We start from the raw sequence: 4,412 nt of genomic DNA on the forward strand, positions 1-4,412 counted from the left end.
ACCATTACGAGCGGAGTCTGAAAGGGTGAGCTGGAACCTGCACTTCCTTGGAACTGGCGCCGCGCATGCCGTGGAGCTCGGATCATCCGCCGTGGTGGTCGAGCGTGACGACCGGCCGCTGCTCCTGGTGGACTGCGGACCGGACACCCTGGATCGCTACGTGGCCGCCTACGGTGCGCCGCCGCCGGCTCTCTACGTGACCCACGTTCACATGGACCACGTCGCGGGTATGGAGCGATTGTTCTTCCGTCTCTGGTTTGACGAAGCCTTGCGTGGTCGCATGCGGGTATACCTGCATGCGGCGCTCCTGCCGTGGCTGCAGGGCAGGGTGGCTGACTACCCGGGTGCGCTGGCCGAGGGCGGCGTGAACTACTGGGAGGCTTTTCACCTGATTCCATGCACCCGTGGGTTCTGGCACGAAGGCGAGTGGTTCGACGTGTTTCCCACGCGCCACCACGTGCAGGGCACCTCGTACGGTCTCGCCCTGCGCGGCAGCTTCGTCTACACCGGCGATACCCGCCCCGTTCCCGAGGCGCTGGCGCTTCACGGCGCGCATGGCGAGCTCATCGCCCACGACTGCGGTGTCGTCGGTAATCCGTCCCATACTGGCGTGGATGACCTGGCGCGAGAGTACCCGGACGAGGTTCGCGCCCGCCTGGCGCTGTATCACTACGGGAGCGTCGAAGACGGCGAAACCCTGGTCTCACACGGGTACCGGATCGTTCGTCCGGGCGAACGGGTGGCCCTTTCGGAGCCACAGCCGCCCCGACCGACGGCGGGCTGATGCCATTTCTTTGTTCCACCCTTGTCTCGCCGCACCGCTGAAGTTATCCTTCCGCTTCTTTGCCGGACAGGAAGCCGGGAAAGAGGATGTACAAGTGGAGAGGTGTCCGAGTGGTTGAAGGAGCACGCCTGGAAAGTGTGTATACGCTAATAACGTATCGAGGGTTCGAATCCCTCTCTCTCCGCCAGTTTCAAACGTCTTTATGGTGACCCTGTCGGTCCCCCCGCGACGATAGTCCGTAAACTCCGCCAGGTCCGGAAGGAAGCAACGGTAGCGGACGACTCGGGTGCCGGGGTGTGGCTGGCAGGGTCATCGCCTTTTGAGGGCCGCGCTTTTCGGGCCGCGCTTTCACCCGTCCCGGGTCCTTGGCACAATCCACCGTCGTCCCAAGGTAATACGCATGTCCTATCAGGTCCTCGCACGCAAGTGGCGCCCGCGCAAGTTCGCCGAACTGGTGGGCCAGGAGCACGTGGTCCGCGCGCTCACCAACGCGCTCGACTCCGGGCGCATGCATCACGCCTATCTCTTCACCGGCACCCGCGGCGTCGGCAAGACGACGATCGCCCGCATCTTCGCCAAGTCGCTGAACTGCGAGCGGGGCGAATCGGCCGATCCCTGCGGTGAGTGCTCGGTCTGCACGGCGGTGGATGCCGGTCGTTTCGTCGACCTGCTCGAAATCGATGCGGCCAGCAATACCGGTGTGGACGATGTCCGCGAGGTGATCGAGAACGCCCAGTACGCGCCGTCGCGCGGGCGCTTCAAGGTCTACCTGGTCGATGAGGTGCACATGCTCTCCAAGCCGGCGTTCAATGCGCTGCTGAAGACCCTGGAAGAGCCGCCGCCGCATGTGAAGTTCCTGCTCGCCACGACCGACCCGCAGAAGTTGCCGGTGACGGTCCTGTCGCGCTGCCTCAAGTTCAACCTCAAGCGCCTGTTGCCGGAGCAGATTTCCGGACAGATGCGTCACATCCTCGCGGCCGAAGGCATCGAATACGAAGGCGAGGCTATCGGTGAGCTCGCGCATGGCGCAGATGGCTCGATGCGCGACGGACTGTCGTTGCTCGACCAGGCCATTGCCTACGGTGGCGGCTCCGTGCGCGCCAGCGACGTACGCGCCATGCTCGGCAGCGTCGAGCGCGGGCAAGTGCTCGGCGTGGTCGAGGCGCTCGCCGCCGGTGACGGCGCCGCGCTGATGGGCGAGGCCGACCGTATCGCGTCTTACTCGCCGGATTTCGCCGGCGTCCTCGACGATCTCGCTACGGTGCTGCATCGCATTCAGCTGATCCAGCTGGTGCCGGGTTATCGCGAAGAAGAGGGGGACGCCGGCCTTGCCGACATCGCCAACCGTCTCGCGCCCGAAGACGTCCAGCTCTACTACCAGATCGCCACCACCGGCCGCCGGGAACTTCCCTTGGCGCCGGATGCGCGGATCGGCTTCGAGATGGCGCTGCTGCGCATGTTCGCTTTCCGTCCGGCGGAAGCCGGACAGGGCGCTGCGCCTTCGGCGCCACGCGTGGCCGCGCCGGCGACGGCCACCGCGCCGCGTGCTCCAGCATCAGCACCGGCGCCCGCCGCCGCTGCCCCGCAGCGCGCTCAGGCGCCTGTCTCGTCTGCACCCGCATCCGCGCCGGCTGCCGCGCGTCCTTCCGCACCTGCACCCGTTGCGCCCCGCGCGGCTCCGCCCGTAGCGGCGCCAGCGCCAGCACCGGCACTGGCACTGGCACCCGTCGCGCCACAGGGCCCGCTGGCCCTCGGCGCCAATGGTATGCCCGACTGGCACGAGGTGATCGAGCGCGCGAACCTGCGCGGTCCGATCGGTCAGCTGGCCCAGAACTCGTCGCTGCGTGAGCTCGACGGTGAAGGCATGGTGCTGGCGCTACTGCCTTCGCACATGCATCTGGCCGTGGAGCCGCTCACCAGTCAGATGGAAGAAAAGGTGTCCCAGGCGCTCGGCCGACGCATTCGCATCCGCTTCATTGCCGATCACGGCAATCTGGGTACCCCGGCGGAACGCCGGGCCCAGGCGCAGGTCGACGCACAGGCCAACGCGGTCGCCTCGATGGAGACCGACCCCTTCGTACAGACGCTCAAGCGCGAATTCGACGCGCGCGTCATTCCGCAATCGATCAAACCCGTGGAGCCAGGAACGTGAAAGGTCAAATTGGTCAGCTGATGCAGCAAGCCCAGCGCATGCAGGAAGACATGAAGCGTGCGCAGGATGAACTCGCCAAGACGGAAGTCACCGGTACCGCCGGTGGTGGTCTGGTCTCCGTGACCATGTCGGGCGGCCACGAAGTGCGCTCGGTGCACATCGATCGCCAGGCTTTTGCGGACGATCCCGAGATGGCCGAGGATCTGGTCGCCGCAGCCGTTAACGATGCCGTGAACAAGATCGCCGAAATCAGCCGCTCGCGGCTGGGTGGCGTCACCGCCGGGCTGAACTTGCCCGCCGGCTTCAAGATGCCGTTCTGACGAGCGGTCACGCCACACGATGACTAACGGCTCCCGCCTTCTCGGCGAACTGATCGATGCCTTGCGTTGCCTGCCGGGTGTCGGTGCGAAGAGCGCCCAGCGCATGGCCTTCCAGCTGCTCGAACGCGAGCGGCAGGGCGGCTTGCGTCTGGCTGCTGCCCTGGAGTCGGCAATGCGCGACGTGGGCAATTGCACGCGCTGCCGCAACTTCAGCGAGACACCGGTGTGTTCGCTCTGCGCCAGTTCGAGTCGTGACGCGCAGGTGCTTTGCATCGTGGAATCGCCATCCGATCTCGCTGCCATCGAAGGGGCGACGGGTTATCGCGGCCAGTATTTCGTGCTGCTCGGGCGCCTCTCGCCGCTGGATGGCCTGGGACCGGACGAGCTCGGTTTGCCCCTGCTCGTCGAGCGACTGGGTGAGGGCGATGTCGCCGAGATGATCATCGCCACCAACCCGACGGTCGAAGGCGAAGCAACGGCGCATTACATCGGTCAGCTGGCGAAGGCCGCCGGCATTCGCGCTACCCGTCTCGCTCATGGTGTGCCCCTGGGCGGCGAACTCGAATTCGTCGACCGCGGCACGCTCGCCCATGCTTTCGGCAGCCGGCAGTCGGTCGGCTGACCCTTCAAGGAATCACCATGACCGACACCATCTTCGCGAAGATCGTCCGCCGGGAAATTCCGGCCGATATCGTCTATGAAGACGACGACGTGCTCGCCTTCCGCGACCTCAATCCGCAGGCGCCGGTGCACGTGTTGTTCATTCCCAAGCGGGCCATTGCGACGCTGGACGACGCCGTGCCGGGCGATGCCGAACTGCTGGGCAAACTGCTACTCGCCGCCGCCTCGTTCGCCAGGGCGCAGGGTCTTGCGAAGGACGGCTACCGCACGGTGATCAACACGAATACGCACGGCGGACAGACAGTGTTCCACATCCATGTCCACCTGCTCGCCGGCCGCCAGATGCACTGGCCGCCGGGCTGAAGCGGTTCACTCGCGTTGCGAGTGCGTGTGTTTAGCGGCTTGCGCCGCCGATTGCGTTGGGGGGGGGGTGAGGCGCAGAGCCTTCGGTGCCCACCCTCGCGGCTCAGACACGTCCTCCGCGTTTCGTAGCGGAAAGGCCGCTGCGCGGCCGTGTACTTATTTGGCCTACGGC

General features: G+C 66.0%; 5 protein-coding genes, 1 tRNA gene and 1 other RNA gene. All 7 read left to right on the plus strand.

Going from position 1 to position 4,412, the window contains the following annotated elements:
* Positions 1 to 25 precede the first annotated feature (25 nt).
* The 7 genes from AC1DT2_RS16535 to AC1DT2_RS16565 all read left to right on the plus strand — a co-directional run bounded on the left by AC1DT2_RS16535 (position 26) and on the right by AC1DT2_RS16565 (position 4,240).
* Positions 26 to 784, plus strand: a complete 759-nt coding sequence (locus AC1DT2_RS16535; protein ID WP_477297516.1) for an MBL fold metallo-hydrolase — start codon at positions 26 to 28, stop codon at positions 782 to 784.
* Between the two features lie 96 nt (positions 785 to 880).
* Positions 881 to 971 (plus strand) — tRNA-Ser (locus AC1DT2_RS16540).
* Positions 972 to 996: 25 nt separating this feature from the next.
* An RNA gene (gene ffs, locus AC1DT2_RS16545) (signal recognition particle sRNA small type) lies at positions 997 to 1,093 on the plus strand.
* 91 nt (positions 1,094 to 1,184) lie between these two features.
* Positions 1,185 to 2,936 carry a DNA polymerase III subunit gamma/tau gene (gene dnaX / locus AC1DT2_RS16550; protein ID WP_477297515.1) on the plus strand — a complete coding sequence of 584 codons (1,752 nt, stop codon included), beginning with the start codon at positions 1,185 to 1,187 and terminating at the stop codon, positions 2,934 to 2,936.
* Positions 2,933 to 3,256, plus strand: a complete 324-nt coding sequence (locus tag AC1DT2_RS16555; RefSeq protein ID WP_063573112.1) for a YbaB/EbfC family nucleoid-associated protein — start codon at positions 2,933 to 2,935, stop codon at positions 3,254 to 3,256. Before dnaX ends, AC1DT2_RS16555 begins: the two co-directional genes overlap by 4 nt.
* Positions 3,257 to 3,275: 19 nt before the next feature.
* Complete coding sequence (recR, locus tag AC1DT2_RS16560; protein WP_063573111.1) at positions 3,276 to 3,878, plus strand: recombination mediator RecR; 603 nt, start codon at positions 3,276 to 3,278, stop codon at positions 3,876 to 3,878.
* 17 nt (positions 3,879 to 3,895) lie between these two features.
* The gene (locus AC1DT2_RS16565; RefSeq protein WP_063573110.1) at positions 3,896 to 4,240 is read left to right on the plus strand and encodes a histidine triad nucleotide-binding protein; all 345 of its coding nucleotides are present in this window, start codon (positions 3,896 to 3,898) and stop codon (positions 4,238 to 4,240) included.
* Positions 4,241 to 4,412: the final 172 nt, after the last annotated feature.

The organism is Luteibacter sp. P4_E6, from assembly GCF_056401535.1.